Origin of the sequence: Pseudofrankia coriaricola, assembly GCF_001854805.1 — a bacterium.
GTDB lineage: Bacteria > Actinomycetota > Actinomycetes > Frankiales > Frankiaceae > Pseudofrankia.
In genome coordinates this window covers 16011-36644 of record NZ_MBLO01000031.1, presented here as the reverse complement: position 1 = coordinate 36644, position 20634 = coordinate 16011, and the positions used below count along the sequence as shown (strand labels likewise).

11 protein-coding genes are annotated in these 20634 nt (G+C 67.7%); 8 read left to right on the top strand and 3 right to left on the bottom strand.

Going from position 1 to position 20634, the window contains the following annotated elements:
- Positions 1–115 precede the first annotated feature (115 nt).
- A complete protein-coding gene (locus BCD48_RS05360) occupies positions 116–2239 on the bottom strand; it encodes a UvrD-helicase domain-containing protein (RefSeq protein WP_071047157.1) in 2124 nt (707 codons plus the stop codon).
- A 443-nt stretch (positions 2240–2682) separates the two neighbouring features.
- Between BCD48_RS05360 and BCD48_RS05355 the strand changes: the two genes are divergently transcribed.
- The 6 genes from BCD48_RS05355 (at position 2683) to BCD48_RS05330 (ending at position 15120) form a co-directional block, all read left to right on the top strand.
- Positions 2683–5895, top strand: a complete 3213-nt coding sequence (locus BCD48_RS05355) for a helicase-related protein (RefSeq protein ID WP_071047155.1) — start codon at positions 2683–2685, stop codon at positions 5893–5895.
- Positions 5892–7724, top strand: a complete 1833-nt coding sequence (gene drmB, locus BCD48_RS05350) for a DUF1998 domain-containing protein (protein ID WP_071047153.1) — start codon at positions 5892–5894, stop codon at positions 7722–7724. The genes BCD48_RS05355 and drmB overlap by 4 nt, the downstream gene beginning before the upstream one ends.
- A complete protein-coding gene (locus BCD48_RS05345; RefSeq protein WP_071047151.1) occupies positions 7721–10666 on the top strand; it encodes a sigma-70 family RNA polymerase sigma factor in 2946 nt (981 codons plus the stop codon). Before drmB ends, BCD48_RS05345 begins: the two co-directional genes overlap by 4 nt.
- Positions 10663–12435 carry an AIPR family protein gene (locus BCD48_RS05340; RefSeq protein ID WP_071047149.1) on the top strand — a complete coding sequence of 591 codons (1773 nt, stop codon included), beginning with the start codon at positions 10663–10665 and terminating at the stop codon, positions 12433–12435. The genes BCD48_RS05345 and BCD48_RS05340 overlap by 4 nt, the downstream gene beginning before the upstream one ends.
- An 85-nt stretch (positions 12436–12520) precedes the next feature.
- On the top strand, positions 12521–14473 hold the full coding sequence (locus BCD48_RS05335) for a DNA cytosine methyltransferase (RefSeq protein ID WP_071047148.1): 1953 nt from the start codon (positions 12521–12523) through the stop codon (positions 14471–14473).
- Positions 14474–14589: 116 nt separating this feature from the next.
- Positions 14590–15120 (top strand): very short patch repair endonuclease, encoded by a 531-nt coding sequence (locus BCD48_RS05330; protein ID WP_241841533.1) that lies wholly within the window; start codon positions 14590–14592, stop codon positions 15118–15120.
- Here the strand turns inward: BCD48_RS05330 and BCD48_RS05325 are convergent.
- Positions 15042–17033 (bottom strand): DNA cytosine methyltransferase, encoded by a 1992-nt coding sequence (locus tag BCD48_RS05325; protein WP_071047165.1) that lies wholly within the window; start codon positions 17031–17033, stop codon positions 15042–15044. The genes BCD48_RS05330 and BCD48_RS05325 overlap by 79 nt on opposite strands.
- A gap of 360 nt (positions 17034–17393) precedes the next feature.
- On the opposite strand from BCD48_RS05325, the gene BCD48_RS05320 reads away from it, so the two are divergent.
- Complete coding sequence (locus tag BCD48_RS05320) at positions 17394–18743, top strand: ATP-binding protein (protein WP_491677112.1); 1350 nt, start codon at positions 17394–17396, stop codon at positions 18741–18743.
- Positions 18744–18851: 108 nt separating this feature from the next.
- Here the strand turns inward: BCD48_RS05320 and BCD48_RS05315 are convergent, their stop codons facing one another.
- Entirely contained in the window at positions 18852–19325 is a 474-nt protein-coding gene (locus BCD48_RS05315; protein WP_071047144.1) for an NUDIX domain-containing protein, read from the bottom strand.
- A gap of 375 nt (positions 19326–19700) precedes the next feature.
- On the opposite strand from BCD48_RS05315, the gene BCD48_RS05310 reads away from it, so the two are divergent.
- Positions 19701–20435: an HNH endonuclease gene (locus BCD48_RS05310; protein ID WP_071047142.1), complete on the top strand. Its 735-nt coding sequence runs from the start codon at positions 19701–19703 to the stop codon at positions 20433–20435.
- Positions 20436–20634 lie beyond the last annotated feature (199 nt).

Here is a 20634-nt window from a genome sequence, read left to right as displayed (position 1 = left end):
TCAACTGCGCCTGCGGGCTTTACGCCGGCGACCCCACCGCCTGGATCGGCTGATCACCAGCCAGGCCAGCAAGATTTACGCGGAGCTGCACTAGGTCGCTGGCTCATCCGCGGCGTCAGTCGCCAAGCGTCTGGAGGAATGGGCTCTGCGCACCCGGCCAGGAGACCGAGAGGAACTCGCGGGCACGGGTGCAGGCCACGTAGAGGAGGCACAGCTCGCGCAGAGTGTCCTGGGCGTGGGTGGTCGGGTCGTCGGCCTTCGGCGTGACGACATACGGCAGCGGCATCGAGCGGGCAGAGACGTCGATGACGGCCATCGCCCGGTACTCCAGGCCCTTCATGCGATGCATGGTGCCGATCTCGACGCCGCCGCGTTTCTTGCGGTCAAGCGGACTGCACTCGATCCCGACCGCCTGCAACGCCTCGACGGCGGCATCGGCCGTCTTGCGAGTGCGGGCCGCGATGCCGATCGCGGCTGACGCGACACCTCCATCGAGCCAGCCGCCGACCGTCGCCACGAGACCGTCCAACTCGGCGGCAGGCGTCGGGTAGCCGCGCATCGTCGGCGGCTGCGCGCCGTGGAACGCGGAGCGATAGCCGTCCAGACTGTCCACGCCAGCGTCGAGGTCATCCACCACCTGGCCGCTCAGCAGAGCGATTGCCCAGGTGAGGATCTCCTCGCTGGTCCGGTAGTTGAGGCGCAGGCGGTGCGACCGGCCGCGCACGTTAATCCCCATGGTCGTCAGGGCCACGCGATGGTCGTAGATCCGCTGATGCGCATCGCCAACGATGAAGAGGTCGTCGGGCCCGTCGGGCACGACGGCGCGCAGTAGCCGCCACTGCGCAGGGTGCAGATCCTGCGCCTCGTCGACGACGACGTGTGGGAACAAGTCTCCGACCGGCATGGCCCGGGCGTAGCGCGCCGCGTCATCGGCCAGCTGGTAGAAGGTTCGCTCGCCCGACTCACGCATCAGGCCGAGGAAGTGCTCGATCGCGGCCCAGACCTGGACACGCTGTGGTTTGGTCAGCGGCTGCGCCCTCCCAGCCCGGGAGACCGACAGGTAGTCCGCCAGCGCCCGGACCCCCTTGGCCAGCACGACGCTCTCCCACTCCTGGCGAAGCACCGCCGGCGTGAACGGCGAGCCGGTGGCGGCGGCGGCCGTTGTCCACAGTTTCATCAGGAGCTCATCGCCGACAATGAGCTTGGGCGCCACACCTTCGGCGTCGGTGACGATGCGATGTGCGAGCGCGTCGACGGTGGTCACCTCGATCGAGGTGCCCGTGTCGACGCCGGTAACCGAGTCGAGCGAAGCCAGGTTCGCCCGCAGGTCGTCGGCGAGCGTGCGCACGAACGTCGTGACCAGGACTGGGCGCCTCGGCCTCACGGGCAGCTGTCGCGCGAGGTGGTGAGCACGGTGCAGTGCGACAACCGTCTTTCCGGTACCCGCGCCGCCGGTGACGCGGACCGGGCCTGAGTACTTCTCCCGGTAGGAGATTCTTCGCTGCGACGGGTGCAGGAAGATCCGCCACAGCTCCAGTGGATGGTCCAGCGCCTCCTGCAGCTCCTTGGCGCCCTTCGGCACGAAGACGGTCGGTGAAGCGAGGAGTCCGGCGGATGGGGTCATCGAGGATGTCGCGCCACTGGCCGACCCGGTCCGGATGCCGAGGTCGGACCGCACCTCGCGGACGGTGAAGCCCGCGGCGAGCATCTCCAGCACCTGGTGCTGACTGGCTGGCATAGCCCGGGTGAGCAGATCGAGGTCAGCGTCGGACCGGACTCGCCGCACGAGCGGCAGGTAGTTCTCCTCAACCCCGAGTTCCAGGAGAACGGCGTCGGCGAACGCGTCGAACGTGCCAGGCGATGGTTGAGGCCCGACGATCGGCAGCGCCGCCGCGGCAGCCTGCATCGCGGAGATGTCCACGATCTCCACGTCCTGCGTCGCGGAATTGATCGCAAAGGTGTGGTTCGTGAGCCAGGCGTACGCCTTGTCGTGCTCAAGTATGTCGAACAGGATGTAGTGGTCACCTTCCGTAGGCGCCATCACGACACCCCGCCAGAACTTCGTGACCCGGATCGTCCGGCCGCGCTCGTCCGCGATCGCGTGGGGCTTCTCGAGGTGGAGCCCGGCGATCGTGCTCTCCTGGAACTTCCCCAGCAGCTCAGGGATCCGCTTCTGGACCTCCTTTGGGAGATCCGGAAGGCGCTTGAAAAAACTCTGCGCGAAGCCGAGCGAAGCCATGGGCACCCCGAGCATTCGATCCGACACGCCAAGCGGGCGCGGAACCCCGAGGTGCAGGCTGCGCCGAGCCCTCTGAGAACGACTGATGCGCGCGCCGATCTCGCGACGCAGCACATAGTAGTCTCGCGACACAGGATGGCGCCCCATCGGCGGCTCACCGCCCCGAGGCGGCGTAATCCTCCGCATCACCGGGACAGCACAACGCGTGTCTCGCCAGCTTCGGATCGCCGCGCCAGTCGCAGTCCGCGATGCGCCACACCGGTTCGAGTAGCGAGAGTGAACGGAGGGACATGCTCGGCCCGACAATCGATCAACAGCCGGACCGAGCCTCCGTGTCAGGTGAGCCTTGCATTCCGTGAGATAGGCCGCCCCGAAGGGGCGGCGGGACGACCGGTGCGGATCATCCCGGTTCTAATCGGCAGACGAGAAGGCGGGGGGCGCCGATGACTTCCAGCGCGGACGACCGACAGAAGATCGTGGAGTATCTGGAGCGTCAGCTCGTCGGGCCCGTCGACGGACCCGATGAGGTTCTCCACGAGGCGCCCGACCGGCGGTACCTGACCGGACTGCTGTACCCGCGGACCGAGGTGACGTCATACCAGGTCGCGGAGCAGAGTGACGAGATCCTCGACGAGGTCCCCGGTCAGGTAGGCAACCAGACCGACGAAGCCGATGAGGATCCACTGACGCTGGCAGGTCAGAACAAGCCGAGTTCGGTCGGCCTGAGCTTCGTCACCAGCGAGTGTTCGCCGATCATCGTCGAGATCGAGGCTGCTAGGTACGTGCCTGCGGGCCGTGGCCGGGACGATCGGCAGGAATGGCGGCGTACACCCATCCGGCTGGTCGGCGACGATGCCGTGCGCATCGAGCCTCCGGGCGATGCCAGCCAGGCGCGCCTTACCGGCAGCAAACCGATCCTCGACGGCCGGGCGAGCATCGAGGTGGTCTGGCGCCGGCAGGGGCACGCTGGCGCCATCGTCACCGTCTCGATGGTGAACCAGGTCCGAGCAGAGACGCACGCCGAGATGACGGCCGGCTGCTTGCTCCAGGTCACCATGCAGGCCAAGCCCGCGGCAGGCACGATCGAGCGGTACCCCAGCACTCCGCACCTCTATGGCGATGAGGAGACCGAGGAACTCGAACTTCTCTATCGGACCGTCCCGACCTACGCGATCGGACACGGCGCCGCGGCAGCCTGGACCGGCAACGGCCGGGAGACCCCGGAGTGGGTCCACACGGCATTCCTTCCTAGGCAGGTCGTGCCCGGGATCTCGTTCGAGGTCGCCGGCCACGAGAAGATCCTCGACCTCGCCCGGCTCACCGAGTTCGACACCGAGGCTTGGCCCGAGCTGGTGCGTGGTCTGAACGGGTTCGTAGACAGCTACGAGGCCTGGGCGGACAGCCTAAGGACCCGGGTCGACAGCGACGTCCCACCCGCGCTGCGCGCAGCCGCGGCGCGCGTCATCTCGGACGTCGACGCCGCGCGCACCCGGATGCGCGCCGGCGTCCGGCTGCTCGAGGCTGACCCGACGGTCCGCCGGGCCTTCGCGCTCGCCAACCGGGCGATGCACCGGCAGATGGTCCACAGCGGCCCGAGCCTCGCCGGTCGACCCCACGACCCCGCCGACGCCCGCGCGGTGAACCCGGACTATCCAGCAGACACGCACTGCTGGCGCCCGTTCCAGCTGGGCTTCTTGCTCCTCACACTGGAGGGCGCCGCGACCGAGGACTCCGAAGATCGGGATCTCGTCGACCTGATCTGGTTCCCGACCGGCGGCGGCAAAACCGAGGCGTATCTGGGGCTGACCGCGTTCGTCATCCTGCTGCGCAGGTTGCGCGGTGGGGACTCGGCCGCCGGCACTACGGTGATCACCCGCTATACCCTGCGGCTTCTCACTGCGCAGCAGTTCCAGCGGGCGGCAACGCTGATCTGCTCCTGCGAACTCCTCCGCAGAGATAACGAGGCTGAGCTGGGTTCGGAACCGATCTCGATCGGTCTCTGGGTCGGTGGCGGCAACAGCCCGAACACCTACGTCGAAGCCAGGAAGCTGCTGCAGCGGCTGCGCGAGTCCGAACCGACGACCGAGAGCTTCCAGATCGAGACCTGCCCGTGGTGCGGCACACGGATCACGCCCGGCGAGAGGTCCGAGAACCCGCTTTGGGCGGTCAGGGCAACCAACAACTCGTTCGAGGTCTACTGCCCCAACCACCACTGCCCGTTCCACGAGCGTCTGCCGCTCTCGTCCGTCGACGAAGATCTCTACGAGCGCCCGCCGACGTTCCTGGTCGGCACCGTGGACAAGTTCGCCCGGACGGTGTGGGACCCACGCTCGGGCGTCTTCTTCGGATCGGGCTCGCACCCCGGACCCTCGCTGATCATCCAGGACGAGTTCCATCTCATCTCCGGACCGCTGGGCACGATCGTCGGGATCTACGAGGCCGCCTTCGACGTGCTGCTCAAGCACAACAAGGCCCGGCCGAAGTTCGTCGCGTCAACCGCCACGATCCGGCGTGCGGAGGAGCAAACCAGAGGCGTGTTCGGCCGCGAGGTCGCGCTGTTCCCACCCGCGGGGCTCGAGGCCGACGACTCCTACTTCGTCCGCACCGATCACTCCGCTCCCGGACGGCTCTACACCGGCGTCATGCCGCAGGGCCACACGCCGCTGACGGCGCTGGTGCACCTGGCGGCGGCCCTGTTGCAGGCGCCGGTCGACCTGGATCTCACGCCCTCCGGCCAGGACGCCTACCAGACGCTCGTTGCCTATCACAACAGCCTCCGAGAGCTTGGCAAGACGATCACCCTCGCACATGACGACATCCCAGCCCGCGTCAAAGTGATCGCCAAGGATGCCGAGAACCCCAGGAAGCTGACTGACGACGACGTCGTCGAGCTGACGAGCAACGTCGCCTCCCACGAGATCCCGAGGGTGCTCGAACGGCTGGGCAGGGCCCACGACCAGGAGCGATCGGTATCGCTCGCGGCGAGCACCAACATGCTGTCTGTCGGCGTCGATGTCCCGCGGCTGGCGCTGATGGTCGTTGTGGGCCAGCCCAAGACGACGGCCGAGTACATCCAGGCGAGCAGCCGAGTTGGCCGGAGCAGGGAACGCCCAGGCCTGGTCGTCACGTTGTACTCGCCGTCCAAGCCCCGAGATCGGTCACACTACGAGGGGTTCACCTCCGACCACGCCAAGCTGTACCGGTCGGTCGAGCCGACCTCCGTCACTCCCTTCTCACTGCCGGCACGCAACCGGGCGCTGCACGCAGACCTGGTCATCCTGGCGCGCCACGCCCGCGGCTGGAGCGGGGAGAAGGACGCCGCCCAGTTCGACCAGGACGACCCGATGATGACGACGCTGCTGGACATGTTCTTGGCGCGGGCTAGCGACGCCGAGTACAGCGGGGCGAAGGACAGCGAAGCGAAGCAGACCGAGGCGGCGGAGATCGAACAGGATCTGTGGCAGCTCGCGGCCGAGTGGCGGGAGAAGGCGCTTCGGGTCGACGGCGACGAGTTCGGGCTCACCTACAGGGCGGTCAAGCACCAGCCTGGTCTCCTCCGGCGATACGACGAGGCAGGCGACGGTTGGCCGACGTTGGACTCGATGCGCAATGTGGACGTCACGGTAGTGATCAAGATCAGGGGGGCCGACAAGTGACCATCCGGAAGGTCCGTCGATCGCAGACCGTCAGCCCATTCGGACCTGGCGCGATCATTGATCTGGTCGGTGAGTCCTTCGTCGCCGAGGACGTCAGCCGGTGGCCGCACAGTGCCAAGGCAATCCGTATGCCCAGGCTTGAGGCGTCGCTGCGGATCCACGAGATCAAGACGGCGCCCGCGAGGGGCCTGCCCTATTACCGCTTCCCACAGTGGCTCTTCTGCCCGAGCTGCCGGCGCATGGAGCGCTGGAGCACGGTCCGAGAGAAGAAGGATCCCGTACCCCGCTGTCAGAGCTGCACCAAGAAGCCCATCCCGCAACTGGTGCCGATGCGGTTCGTCGCCATCTGCGCGCGCGGCCACCTCAGCGACGTCGACTGGCGGCGTTGGGCGCACTCGGCCGCTCGGTCAGGGCCCTCAGGCCGAGCGGGCGGTGGAACAGGCAGATGCGCGGACAGCCGGCTGACGTTCGAAACCAATGCCGGCGTCGGTGGTGGTCTGCAGTCGACGGAGGTTCGCTGCTCAGCCTGTGGAGCCTCGCGCTCGCTCGAAGACCTGCCAACGAAAGAAGCGCTCCGACGCGTCGGGCAGCGCTGCAGCGGACGGCAGCCATGGCAGGTCGACGCCGAGGCCGTCTCATGCGACGAGCCCCTGGCCGCCGTCCAGCGCGGTGCGTCCAGCGTCTACTTCCCAGAAATCGTCTCAGCGATCGACATCCCGCCGGAGTCGAACTGGAGCGTGCTCAACAGCCCCTTGGTCCTGCTGAAGGCAAACAGCAACTTCAGCCTGGTACTCGACAATCCGGGCCACCCGGCACGCAGCGTCCTGTTGGGTGTGGCAGCGACGGAGACCGGCCTGCCGTTTTCTGAGGTGGAGGCCGTACTCGCGAGTCTGGAAGCCGGCGCAGAGCCGTCGGGCCCGACCAGCGAGCGGGCGGACCTCATCCCAGGCGAGTGGATGGCGCTCACCGAGCCACCGGCGGGCCCGGACGCCTACGACCGACGTAACAACTTCGTCGCTCGCAAGAAGGATCTGGCGGCAACCGCCGTCGAAGGACGCCTCGGCGCAGCGGCCAGCGAGCTGACGTACCTGGCCACCGAGGTCACCCTGGTCGAGAAGCTCCGCGAGGTCCGGGTTCTGGAGGGGTTCAGGCGCCACAAGGCCGACCATCTGATCTCCGCCAACCTCGGCCCCCACCGCATGCTCCTTCCCGGTGTGGAGGTCTGCGGCGAGGGATTTTTCCTGCGTTTCAACGAGGACGCGCTGGAGACCTGGGAACGGCGGCCTACGGTGGTCGGCCGCGCTCAGACGCTTGCCGGCCGGAAGAACACCCGCACCGAGTTCGCCCGGCTGTCCATGCCGACCCCCCGTTTCGTGCTGCTGCATACGTTCGCGCACCTGCTGCTACGCCAGACGGCGTTCGAGGCCGGATACTCGTCCTCCTCACTGCGCGAACGGCTCTATGTGACCGAGTCGGAGACCGGCCCGCGGATGGCCGGCGTATTGATCTACACCGCAGCGGGCGACACCGAGGGCACCCTCGGCGGACTGGTACGGCTGGGCGAGCCCGACCGGCTCACCACCTTGATCGCTGGCGCGCTCACCGCGGCACGCTGGTGCTCGTTCGACCCGGTATGTGGTGAGTCAACGGGGCAGGGACCGTACGGCCTGTCCATGGCGGCCTGCCACGCATGCTCACTGGTTGCCGAAACCAGCTGCGTAGCCGCCAACCGGTTGCTCGACCGCCGCCTGGTCGTGGACGAGGAGTTTGGCTTCTTCCGGAACATGCTGGCCGCGATCGACGGCGCCTTCGACCTCGCCTCCCCGTGAAGTCTGTGCACACGGCGGCGCCCAGCGACGGACAGACCATCTCCCTGGACGCCCAGCTGATCGTTGCATCGCCGGGTTCGGGGATGGCCCGCTCGGCGATGCAACTCGCCGGTCGGCTGACCTCGATGGGCCTGCGAGTCTCCGTCGTTGCCCAAGGCTCGCTACTGATCGCTCAGCTCGGGCTGCGGCGCGCATCGGGCGATCGCGGCACCAGGATCGAGCGGTATCACTCGTTCTTCCCCGACCTCTGGCGAAAGTTGTTTCACAACGACGCGCCGATGCTGGGACCGTGGGAGTACGACTTCGAGACGTGCCTTGACCGCGCGTTACGCGAGGTCTCCCCGCGCCGGGTACGCCGACACGTAGTCGTGGTGGACGGTGGGCAGCTTCCACGGGATCTCTATGTCCTGCTGCGGGTTCTGGGTGTCTCGTTGACGGTCTTCGTCGAGGCTGACGCGGGCGCTGGCGCCGGCGGCGCCTCCGTGCAGGAGATCCAGGCTGTTCTGGGCCAGGGCCGGCCGATTTTCCTGCGCGAGAACGTCCGAAACACGACCTCGATCGCCCAGTTGGCCGCTCACCTCCGTGAACAGGCCGGTGGGCGTCGGCCAACGCTGCCGGACCGCGGTGGCGTCCCTTCGGTGCTCTGGCATGACACCGATCTGACCGAGACCGCCGAACGGCTGCGCGACTACCGCGACCAGCACCCGCGCGAGCGCATCGGGGTGCTGGTCCAGCAGGTCACACAGGTGGACGCGTTGTACCGCGCGCTCAGTCGCGGTACAACGGGCGCGGTCCAGTTCCAACACAGTGCCAGCTTCAGGCTTCCGGACGGGCGAATCGACCTGGACAAGCCGGGCCTGAAGGTCACGACCTGGGCATCCGCGCGGGGGGTCGAGTTCGACACCGTCGTGCTTCCGGAGCTGCAGGACGTCACGCTCGATGCGTCCGCACCCTCGCTCGCGGGGGCACTGGAGTACCTGGTGACCCGGGCTCGCCGGATGGTCGTCCTCGCCTACTCGGGCGAGGGCGACCCGCGCATGATCCGCGAGCTTCCTCTCGACCTGTTCGACGACCAGCGGGGCAAGCCGTTCGTGCATGACGCGTTCGGGCCATCCGAGCTCTCGGTCGACCTTCCGAACTCGGACGAGACGGCCGAGCCCGCGGCCGATGATGCGTTCGCGGACGAGACCGAAACGGATCACGACGATCCGCCCCTGAGCGAACTGGCCGAGAACGATCTCGGGCTGGCAGTGAGTGATCTCGACCCGGTGGTCCCCCCACCGGAAGCGGCCGCCTCGGCACGCCGCCTACTCGAGGACGACCAACTACGCCGCCGCCACGACACGTACATCCTGAGCGCGGCAGAGGAGGTCGGCCTGGCGATCCTTATGCGCCCCGACCGTCCGCTGCACGAGGACCTGGGGAAGGACTTCCGTAAGCCGCTGGCTCCCAGCGACGAGCGGGCCCGGGCGTATGACGCACTGGTCCTGCACAACCGGCGGCTCGTCGCCTCCATCGCGCAGAAGTACCAAGGGCAGGGCCTTGACCTCGACGACCTCATCCAGCACGGAAGTATCGGGCTGATGCGCGCCGTCCAGCGGTTCGATGCGACACAGGGGTACAAGTTCTCGACCTACGCCACCTGGTGGATCCGCCAGTCGATCGGCCGCGCTGTCGCTGACGAGGGCCGGCTCATTCGTCTGCCGGTGCACATGGCCGAGCAGGTCAACAAGGTTCGTCGTGCCTGCGGCAGGCTACAGATGCCGTTCGACCGCGCGTCACTTTCCGAAATCGCGGCTGCGACGAGGTTGTCCGAGAAGGCCGTCGAGCAGTGCCTCCGCCTGCTCGTGCAGGGCGTAGTGAGCCTCGACCAGCCGATCGGCGACGGCGGGGACACGGTCCTGAGCGAACTCATCGGCATCCCGGACTCTGATGCCGATCTGGACACGATCCTCGACCGGGAATGGCTCCGTCTGATCGTGGCCAAGGAGCTCGCGGAACTGAGCCCGAAGAGCGCAGAGATCATCAGGTTGCGGTTCGGCTTCGACCACAACCAGCCGCGAACCTTGGAACAGGTCGGGCAGGTCTTCGGCGTGACCAGGGAGCGCATCCGTCAGATCGAGAAGAAGGCGCTGGAGCAGTTGAAGGACAGGCTCCGGAAGGCATACCTGGAGGACGCCGCCGGGCCAGGGCCTGCGCCCGCGTCGCGGCCGGCACGCGGGCAGGTGATCCCGTTCCACGGCCGAAGGCCGCTGGTGCCCAGACCGTCCAAGACCGTCGATCGCACGGAATCCACGCCTGGAACCGTTCCGCCGGCCACGCCCGGCCCGACATCCGTGCCGGATCCGGCCGGTCTTCAGGTCCCGCCGCGGGCACCAGTGCCCACAGCGGTGCCCGTCCCCAGAGACGAGCCCGAGGTAGCGGCGCCGACGCCCGCCGGAGAGACGTCGCCCGAGCCCAAAGTCATCCAAGTCCCGGTCGCCTCGCGGGATCCGTTCCTGCTCACGCACCCGGCCACCCAGGACTTCGGGACCGAGCCCGTGCCCGGCGACGGCCTGTTGGCGCTCGTGACGCCGTACGTCCTGCCGTACCCGGACGCTCTCGACGAGGGGGACTTCCGGGAGGCCGGCGATCGGGGCTCGTGGCGGGAGACGCAGGGCCTCTACGTCGTATGCGACAGCTACTTTTGGTCTCTGGGCGGGTGGCTCGGCCTTCCCGATCTCGATCTCGACGCGGACACTTCTCTGGCCCGCCTCGAGATCGAGATCGAGCCGGCCCAGCTCGACGCCTGGCGCGGCACGACCCCCGATCAGCCACTCGTCGTGCCAGCTCCGCTACAACCACGCGTCGCAGTGCTTGCGAAGATGACGAGGCGGCTTTCAGCCGACGTGTTCCGACGCCACCGGGAACCACCCGCGACACCCCAGGACGGACGGCATTGAGTACAGAGATCACCGACTTCGTCGCCGAGCTTCATCAGTGGGTGCACGAACGGGCGGCGTCCGAGGAGATCATGCTCCGGGACGCGTTCGTGCAGGTCGCCGGCGAAGCGCTGGCCGAGGACGGCACGCTCGACAACCCGGAGTCCTGCTTCGTCCGCAGGCAGTGGAAGAACCGGCACCTCGAGGTCGCCGGTTTCGACATCAGCACGGATGGTTCGGTCCTGCGCCTGCTCGCCGCGCACTATGGCGAGGCGATCGTCAAGAAGGGCCAGATAGACCAGCTGGTCCGCTATGCGCTCAACTTCGCCGAGGCGTGTCGCGGCGAGCTGCCTGACCAGCTCGAGAAGTCGCCACAGCGAGACATGGCCGAGCGGATCAGGAACTGCTGGTCCGAGTTCGAGAAGGTCCAAGTCGTCGCGCTGACCGACGGCACCGTCAGCACCTCCGGCACTTGGGCCGACGATCTCACGGCCGGAAGTCTGCCGGTCGCCATCCAGCTCTGGGACCTCACCCGGCTCCACCGGCTGATGACCTCCGGACGGCGCCAGGAGGAGATCGTCATCGACCTCCTGGAGATGGGCTACGAGATCCCGTGCCTGGAGGCGCCTAAGCAGCCGGAAGAGTATGAGTGCGTGCTGGCGGTGCTGCCGGCATCCCTCATCGCGGGGCTGTACGACCTCCACCACAGCCGCCTGCTGCAGCGCAACGTGCGTGCGTTCCTGCAGGCCCGCACCAAGGTCAACAAGGCCATCGCAGAGACGATCAAGAATAATCCGGGCCGTTTCCTTGCGTACAACAACGGGATCTCCGCGACCGCGACGTCCATGGAGTTCGGGACCGCGGCGGACGGCCGCCGGGTGATCCGTACCATCAGCGACCTTCAGATCGTGAACGGCGGCCAGACGACGGCGTCGCTGCACGTCGCTTTCAAGGCCGGTGTCGACGGCCTCTCCGACGTCCACGTCGCCACCAAATTCACGGTGGTTGGCGACCGTCTCCTCGACGAACTGGTCCCGAAGATCTCGATGTACGCCAACTCGCAGAACGCTGTCACCGCGGCCGACTTCGAGGGCAACAGCCCGTACCACGTAGAGATGGAGAAGCACTCCCGCGCCATCTGGGCCCCGGTCGTCAGCGCTGGTGCGCGGCAGACGCACTGGTACTACGAGCGTGTCCGTGGCCAGTACGACGTCGACCGGGCGCGGTTCTCGAAGCGCTCCGAGCAAAAGCAGTTCGACCTCGACAACCCGAAGAGCCAGAAGATCACGAAGACGGACGCGGCCAAGTATGAACTCGCCTACCGGCGCCAGCCGCACATCGTGAGCCTGGGTGGGCAGAAGTGCTTCCAGTGGTGGTCCATGAACGGCGACCCAGCCGTGGTCGAGACGCCGACCGACGCGGACTTCCGCGATCTCGTCGCCAAGACGATCCTCTACAACCGGGTCCGGAAGCTCATTCAGCAGCAGGGCTACAGCGGGTATCTGGCCAACATCACCGCATGCACGATCTCCCTGATCGTCGACCGGCTCGGTGGCGCCCTTGACCTGAACCGGATCTGGCGCGCGCAGGCCGTTCCTGACTCGCTCGAGCGCGCCGTGCCCGACCTGGCGACCCTGGTGCGCGCCGTGATTACAAACGCGCCGGGAATGGGGAACGTCACCGAGTGGGCCAAGAAGGAGTCCAGCTGGTTCGAGGTCCAGCGAATCGGGTGGACTCCCCCCGCCGACCTGGTCGCCGATCTAGCCGTACCAGCATCCAATGCCGCCTGAAGCCCCGGATCGACGCGCTCGCCGGGCCGGGGACGCTGGCGGGAAGCCAGGCGGCTACGGTGTCAAACTGGTCCGAGGGCCGTTCGTGCGGCTGAAGCCGCACCCGGACAGCTGCGCGGATCTCGCCGACATGGCGTCATACGTCGCCCGGCTGCGGTCCGAGAACCCGGACCAGTTGCTCGTCGCCGATCTGTTCTCCGGCGCCGGCGGGCTGAGCCTCGGGCTGGAGGAGGCCGGACTTCGCGTGGTGCTCGGGGTCGACCACGACCCTGAGTCGACCGAGACGCATCGCCATCACTTCGGTGGCCTGACGCTCGACGAGGACCTGTCTGACCTGGCGAAGGTCGACGAGATCGCTGAACTGATCCGATCGCTTCGGTTGGATGTGGTGGTCGGCGGGCCGCCGTGCCAACCGTTCTCGCGGGCGGGTCGGTCGAAGATCCGGCATCGAGTGCGGCTCGGGCTTGCGGAGGCGCATGACCGGCGACGGGACCTGTGGGAGTCGTTCCTCACGATCGTGCGCCAGGCGGAGCCGGCCTGCGTGCTGATGGAGAACGTGCCCGACATGGCGCTGGACCGGGAGATGTTCATCTTCCGGGCGGTCGTCCACACGCTTGAAGGGCTCGGGTACTCCGTCGAGGCGCAGCTCGTCGATACCGCCCGATTCGGCGTCCCGCAGTTCAGGCAGCGACTGATCATCGCCGCGATGCGCGACGGCGCCCGTTTCCGCTGGCCTGCCGATGCTCCGGAGCGCGTTACCGTCTGGAACGCCATCGGCGACCTTCCTGAGGTGGAGGGCGGCTGGCGGCCACCGGGCGGCGCGGTCGGCTGGTCGGCGTACGAGCCGGAAGACCAGACCACGTTCCAGCGAGCAATGCGCGCGAAGGTCCCGGCGCACGAGGTCGACCGTGTGTACGACCACATCGCCCGTCCGGTCCGGCCCGACGACCGCGAGGCGTTCGAGCTCATGGACGAGACGACGCTCTACTCGGACCTTCCGCCCGAGATGAAGCGGTACCGGGACGACATCTTCGACGACAAGTACAAGAAGCTGAACGAGAACGACTTCTCCCGGACGATCACCGCGCACATCGCGAAGGATGGTTACTGGTACATCCATCCGCGCCAGAGCCGGACGCTGACCATCCGCGAGGCGGCGCGTCTGCAGACCTTCCCCGACCACATCCGGTTCGCCGGCCCGCCGTCGGCCGCGTTCCGGCAGATCGGGAACGCCGTACCACCCCGCCTCGGCGAGCATCTGGGCCACGCCCTGATCGAGAGCATCTCGGCACCAAGGTCGCCGCAGGTAACGACGACCGAAGTTGCGGGCCGGCTGACCGCCTGGTTCGCGCAGCAGCGTGACACCACCCTGCACGTCCCCTGGCTGGCGGCCCGGACCCGATGGCAGGTTGTCGTCGCCGAGATGTTGTTCGACCGGGTGACGGTCGATGAGCTCCGCCTTCTCTGGCCGCTTTTCTCCGGCTGGGACAGCCCGGCCGCGACGGTCGAGGCCGCGGAGAGGTTCCTCGAGTCAGCCAACTGGATCGGGCGCCGGCATCGCGCCGAGCAGCTGCTGGAAGCGGCCCGCTGGTTGCTGGATCATCCGGAGGCACTCGACGCGCCCGATCCGACCGGGAACACCCCGCATGTGGCCCAGTCCGTCGTTGAGCTGGCGGTCCTCGCCGTTCGGACGACGGACGTCGACGAGAGCCCGGAACCCGTGCTCGTCGGCAAGGGCGTGCTGCGCCTTGCCGCCCGGCACGATGGTAGCTCCGTCGACTTCCAGAACCGGATGTCCGACGGACGGCTCGCCGTGGCCCGGCTCATCGGCGGTCCCGGAACCGCCCGCGAGGCGCATCTTGCGCTGATCGCGCTCGCCAATTCAGTCTGCCGACCACACGACCCGGTCTGCGAGAGCTGCCCGCTGGCCGCCACCTGCCGCTACGCAACCCAGCAGGTCAAGGCGGAGTCGAAGCGGAAGCCGAAGAAGGTCCAAGCCGACCAGTCGAAGGCAGCATCGGCCTCCGGCGCCGGCTGAGGCCACACTGGCAACCGAGGGTGCTGGCTGGTCGTACCTGGAGATCTCACGGGTAGAAGCCAGGTATGCCCAGCCGACGTGCGGCGGGCCAGGTCAAAGCTGGAAGAATCCGAGGCGTGACCGTGGATGGCCCGGGCACCGCCGGCGATGAGAGCGTCAGCAAGCGACCGACGTGGGTCGCGACGGACGCTGGCAACCACCTGCGGGGCCGCAAGGCGCAGAACACGAAGCCCGAGGTCGCGCTGCGCAAGGCCGTGCACGGTCTTGGCCTCCGCTTCCGGGTCCATCAGACGGTGGCACCGCGATGCACCCCCGACTTCGTGCTTCCCCGCTGGCGGCTCGCGGTCTTCGTCGACGGCTGCTTCTGGCACGGCTGCCCCGAACACGGGATGAAGCAGTACCGCGGCCCGAACGCCGAGCTGTGGCGCCAGAAGATGGAGACGAACCGCAACCGGGACCGTCGCAACGACGCAACGCTCACCGAGGCCGGCTGGACGGTCCTGCGAGTCTGGGAGTGCCAGGTGCGCCGCAGCGCGGACGAAGCCGCCGTGCTCGTGCAGTGCGCGGCTCAGGATGCGAAGAGGCCGCCCGCCGACAAGGCCTCGTCAAGCCTGGACGCCGCCCGCGCCACCGACTTACGGGCGTAGGCGCAGCCCGCCGGTGCAAGCGGACAGGCAGCGCAGTTCGGAGTGGTCGACTCGCACACCGTCATCCCCAGGTGGCGGATGGCCGCCATCCGCAGCGGCGCCTCCTCGCCCCTCATCACCAGCCGGTCAGGCTCGTCGACGGTCTCCGCCGGCCGGCCAGTTTCCTGCTCGCCCGTCCCGACCAGCCGCGACAGGTCGATGCGCCCGTCCGTCAGCGGGTTCTGCTCGATCTGCTCCTCGGGCCTGGTGCCAAGGAACCGGGCGGCGACCCGGATCGTGCTCGCCCCAGCGACGAGCACGTCGTACCCGCGGAGCAGTTTGAAGACCTTCGCCTCGGTGGGACGCAACTTGAGCAGCTTGATGACGTCGCCAGCGTCCTTCGGCAACTCGATGTCGACCAGCTTCCGCAGCCGCTCCAGCCGACGGCGGGTGTTCGTCGGCGCGACGTGCAGACAGTCCCGCAGCGTCGCCTCGTCGAGGCGTTCGCACCCACGCAGCACGGAAAGCGCGGGCATATCCTCGGCCGGGATCGGCTGGGGCCTGGCCAGCAGCGCGCAGGCCGCCGCGAGCAGCGGCGTCATGGCCTCGCCAGGAACAGCCGTCCATGCCTCGCTGCGTCCCAGGTCAGCCGCCCACTCCACCAGGCGCCGATGGACGTCGGGCCAGTCCCGCGACGGCTGCTGCGTCTCGACTGCCGGATCCTTGGCCGGCAGTGGCAGCAGCGCCTGCGCTGCCGCTGCACCCGCCAGCGGCGGAACCGCGTTGCCGATCTGCTTGAAGGCGTCGCTCCGGTAACCGGCAAACCGGAACCTGTCGGGGAAGGTCTGGATGCGCGCGGCCTCGCGGACGGTGAGCGTCCGCAACTCGGACGGGTGGATGTACCAGTAACCGTCCTTCGCGATGTGCGCGGTGATCGTCCGGCTGAGCTCATCCCAGCCAAGCCGGTTGTACTTGTCGTCGAACGAGTCCGACCGGTAACGCTTCATCCTGTCCGGCAACGCCGAGTAGAGCGTCGTCTCGTCCATCAGAGCGAACGCCTCGCGGTCGTCATCACGGACCGGGCGGGTGAAGTGGTCGTAGATGAACGTCTCGTCCGCGCCCTGGCGCAGCTCGCGCGCGAACTCTCCCAGCTCCGCTCCCTCGACGTGCGGCAGTTGCCGAGAGCCGGTGGACAGGAGCAACGGAGGAAGGTCACCGATCGCGTCGCGGACCGTCATCCGGGGCTTCGCCGGGGGCCAGGTGAACGGTCCGCCGTCCCGTCGGGCGAGCAGGATCAGACGGCGGCGGTGCTGGGGAACCCCGTATCTCCACGTGTCGATGATCCGCACCTGGGTCGCGTAGCCGGAGGCCTCCAGGTCGCCGACCATCCGGCGTACCGTCTGGAAGTCGTCGGCCAGACCCATGTCCGGGACGTTCTCCATCAGCACTGCACGCGGCTTCAGCTCGAGCACGATCGAGAGGAAAGCCATCCACAGCTCGCGGCGGGGATCGATGTGCGAACGCGTCCCCTGCGCGACCAGGCTGCGGATCTTGCTCGCCCCGGCCCGGCTGAACGGCTGGCAGGGCGGGCCTCCAGCCACCAGGTCGATCTCGACACCGGCCAGCGAGGCGACAAGCTCGGTCCGGACGTCGGGATCGCTGAGGTCGAGCTGCAGCGCCCTGCCCCGGAAGTTGGCGCGATGGGTCTCGATCGCGCGCTGGTCATGGTCGACGGCCGCGACCACCGTCCACCCGGCCTGCTCGAGGCCAAGGCTGAGGCCGCCGGCTCCGCTGAAGAGATCCAGAGCCAGGCGACGACCGGCCGTCACCTCGTCCGCGCACCAGGCGACGAACTCGTCATCCGAGGAGCTGCCAGCGCACGGCGGAAGCCGCAGCAGGTCGCTGCGCTCCAGCTGCACACCGTAGGTAGCCACCGTCTGCCCTCCCCCAAAGCCGTCAGCCCGGATCAGTCGCATCCGGAGCAGCCGCCGACGCGCGGTAGTAGTTAACAACAGCCATGCCAGGTAGCCCTCAGCGGACCGTAGCGAGCGGCCCAGAGCGGCCACGAGGACCACCGCCGCCGTCTTCGCACAGATGTTCTACCTCCGAGGTACGACAACTTCCCGGCGCCGGCTCCGATCCCGCGCCGCAGCGGGCGTCACGACGACGGCGTCGACAACGGTCAGCGACCCGTCCGACTACCTGACCACCGCGGGAGCCATCCTTCACCGCCCGCGCCAACTGCACAGCAGAAACCGAGACAACTCCTGTGGCGCGCTTTCCACAGCACGGAGGTGTGTGGGAGCCTGGAGAACGTCCGCGCAGGAACGAACGAGGGGGATCTGGTGACGGCTCGCAGGACGTACGAGGTCACACCGTCGGCGGCCCGCCTCACCCGGTCACTGCGGGACGTTGGCTACGACTTTCCCGCCGCCGTCGCCGACCTCGTCGACAACAGCGTGTCCGCCGGCGCCGCCCACGTTCAGGTGATCATCGAGTTCGATGGTGTCGACTCCCGGGTTTTCATCGCCGACGATGGCATCGGGATGAGCGAGAATGCATTGGTCGAGGCACTCCGCTTCGGGTCGCGGCGCACCTACGAGGCCACCGACCTCGGCCGGTACGGGCTCGGCCTGAAGACGGCGTCTCTCTCGCAGGGCAAATCCGTGACCGTCGTCACGCGACGTTCGGTCTCCGTCGACCGCGTCTTCGTCCGCGAGCTCAACCTCGACCTCATCGAGGAACTCGACGAATGGCTGGTGGTCGCGCCGAAGCGTTCTGCCGACATCGACCGCGCGCGCGAGCTGCTCGGCGACAGCGCCGGTACCGTCGTGCTCTGGCGCCTGCTCGACCGCGTACTGCCCGAGAAGCGCCCAGAGGGCGGCTGGGCCCGCCGCCGGATCGACACCTACGCCCGCCGAACCGCCGAGCATCTCGCCGTCGTCTTCCACCGCTTCCTTGAGGGACTTCCTGATGGCCGAAAGGTCGCGATCTCGGTCAACGGGGAGAAGGTTCGTCCCTGGAACCCGTTCGCGCCGGGTGAGGAGCACTGCCGCGAGCTGCCGGCGCAACGGTTCGAAATCACCGTCGGCGACGCCTCGGGCACGGCCCGCCTACGACGCTTCGTGCTGCCAGCGCGGACCCAGTTCTCCTCACAGGACGAGTTCGAGCGCCTGTCGGGCCCGCTGAACTGGAACCGCCAACAGGGCCTTTACGTCTACCGCGCTGACCGGTTGGTCCAGTGGGGTGGATGGGCCGGCATTCGTGGCATCGACGAGCACACCAAGCTGGCTCGCGCCTCGCTCGACTTCGACACGTCGCTCGACCCGGTTTTCAATATCAACGTGTCGAAAATGCGCGTCTCAATACCACCGCAGCTCCGCCAAATGATCGCCACTTCGGTAAACGAGCTGTGCCTCGCTGCCAATGCGGCTTACCGCCGCTCATCGGCCCGCGGCAACATGCCGCTGCACCTCGGCGCCGGCCAGCCGTCATCGACTCCCAGCGCGGACCTCTCGCTCGCGGGTCTCGCGCTCCGCTCGGCGGCGATGCAGTCCGGCCACTACGACGCGCTCGAAAGCATCCTCGCCATCATCCGCCGCGACGCCCCCCAGATCGCGACCGCGCTCGGCCTGGCCAGCTGACAACGTCGACTCCACCGACGGTAGAGTTCCGCTACGGAACCATGGCCGCGGCGCTGGCAGGCGGACCGCTGATCCCGCACGAGCCTGGCGTATGCCGAGGTCAAACGGCTACCCAATGTAGGGCTCAGGACGCTTCTCCCAGTGGTGGTCAATGCGAAGCCTGATCGACGGGTGGATGTTCAAGTCGGCCAGGTCCGCCCGCGAGAAGAAGCGCGCGTCCTTGGCCTCGCTGCCGTCGGCGAGGAGCTGGCCGCCCAAGACGCGGGTCTCGAAGCACACGGCGAACTGCTGGCGGACCTCGCCGTCATCGTAGGCGATGACATGTCGGGGATCGCTGTACAGCCCAAGGATCCGCACCACCTCGACATCGAGACCTGTCTCCTCCTTGACCTCCCGGACCGCCGAATCCGCTAGCCGCTCCCCGACGTCCATCTGTCCGCCCGGCAGCGCCCACTTCCCGTTGTCCGAGCGCCGGATCAGTAGCACGCGGCCTTGGCCGTCGGGCACCACAGCCGTGGCGGCCGGCACGATGGAGTTTGGCTTCGGTGCCGCTGGGTCGTCGTAGAAATCTCTCCGTGCCATGGCTCAGGCCGCTCCCGAGGTTGAAGAGGTCAAAGTGACCGCTGTCGAGCTGTTCCAGAATCACGGTGATGGTCTACTACCTCGAAGATCTCCACGACCTCTATGCGGACAGGGTCTGGGCACCCTACCTGTCTTCTGCGGCCGGACGCTCTCCGAGGCCGTCGAGCCGTTCGGCGTGGCGCAGCGCCGGCATAACCTCTGTGCGTTCGACAGCTGAGCTCAGTTCTCCAACGTCTCCGAGCTGCGAGTCGCGACGACAGCACCGGACCGATGACTGTCATCGACAGCGGCCAAGCGGCGCACGAGCGCTAGAAAGACGCCACACAAGCGCTTGCGCGCAAGCAGTTGAACCATTGAGCGGGTTAGCGTGCGCTGGTGCCCGCCGCTGCGCTGCGACCGCCCGACTGGACCGAAGACGAGATCATCCTGGTCTGCGACGTGGTCGCGAGTCGAGGCTGGCGCCGGATCCTCGAGACCGAGGCCGAAGCGCAGGAGCTGTCGGATCTCCTTCGCCAGCTGCCGATCCACCCGCCCGAGCAACGCTCCCCGACGTTTCGCAGCGCCAACAGCGTGTCCCGGAAGTCGGTTGATCTACGGACCCTGCGCTCCGAATACTTGAGTACCGGACGCCGGCAGACCAACGGCAGCAAGCTCGACAAGGTGATCGCTGCCAAGTTCGCGAACGAACCGGAGCTCATGCACCAGGCGGCCACCGCGATCCGGGCCGGGGTGGCCGCCGGGACCTTCACCTGGAAGATGATCGAAACCGACTTCGACGACGAACTGAATGCACCCGAAGGACGGCTCCTCGCTCGGCAGCACATGGTTCGCGAGCGGGACCGCCGACTACGCGACAGCAAGATCGCTTCCGTACGCGCCGAGACTGGTCGGCTTGCCTGCGAGATCTGTGGGTTTGACTTCGAGGAGCGGTACGGCGAGCGGGGCGAGGGCTACATCGAGTGCCATCACATCGTCCCGTTGCACGCGGCCGGCCATAGCACGACAAGACTCGGCGATCTCATCGTCATCTGCGCCAACTGCCACCGGATGATCCACCGCCGCTCGCCCTGGCTGACTCCTGACGAGCTGCGCGTGCTGATCGGCGAGTAGCCGGCCAGCTGGCACCAGAGGTCACGGACTCAAGCATCAGCGGACCTATAAACACGGTCTCCAGGTACTGGCCGACGTAGAGACGCGGAAGGCGACTTTCCCAGCTCCGCGGGCGGGACTGGGAAGGTGTGCGGGCAGTCCCGCCCGTCGCGCCGGATCTGTCGCCACCTCTGCAAATCGCGCGGCAGACAGATCGACA